Source organism: Vibrio sp. 704, assembly GCF_033339295.1.
Map to the genome: position 1 here is coordinate 1 of NZ_JAWOUH010000422.1, position 714 is coordinate 714.

Annotated in this window: 1 protein-coding gene and 1 pseudogene; both read right to left on the reverse strand. The window is 41.3% G+C overall.

Annotated features, from left to right (window positions below; translation table 11 throughout):
* The coding region (locus R7R24_RS26870; protein WP_318120141.1) for a nuclear transport factor 2 family protein at positions 1–334 on the reverse strand (334 nt) is incomplete at its 3' end.
* A gap of 214 nt (positions 335–548) precedes the next feature.
* Positions 549–714: pseudogene (locus R7R24_RS26875) on the reverse strand (protease HtpX); the annotation flags it as partial.

A 714-nucleotide genomic window follows, 5' to 3' on the forward strand; every position in this document is an offset into this window, starting at 1 on the left:
AATCTCGGTGATAAATGACTTGACCATCGGAGAACTTCATGTGGGAAACACCGCTCACAGCGATTGGAGCCCCTTTGTGTAATTTCGGATGTTGAAGATCCATAGTCCAAGTCAGGAAACCCGTGTCCCCAACCTGCTGATGATCATGGATGATGAAATCACAGCGAATCACATTCGCGTACAATGACTGGAAATAATCAGAAAGAGCAGGCAGTCCTTCTAAGCGATGAGCCGAATCTTCAAACACCACATCTTGGTGATAAACGTCTTTCAGAAGATGCAGGTTCGCTTTGTTAAGCTTCTGGTAAATGTCTCCAACCGACTGTATGTCCATTCTTTCGCTCCCAAACGTCACTGATGGTTGTACAAAAATATTATATGTACAAGATAGACCAATTAGAAAAAGTTGTACAAAAAAAAACTTGTATAACTTTGTTTCTGCGCTTTGATTTTTAGAAAGTAGTACGTAATCAAATTGGTGAGCGATCATCAGGCAAAAAAAAGGCTTGGTAAAAACCAAGCCTTTTCAAAAAACTATGTAAGTCGTATTACTGGTTACGTAGCGCCGCAATACGTTTATCTAGTGGTGGGTGGCTCATCAGTAGCTCTGTTAGAGACTGCTTACCGTTGATACCGAACGCCATCATTGTGCCATCGAGTTTCGATTCTTGACTCATCTTCAAACGCTCAAGAGCAGCAATCATTTTCTCTTTA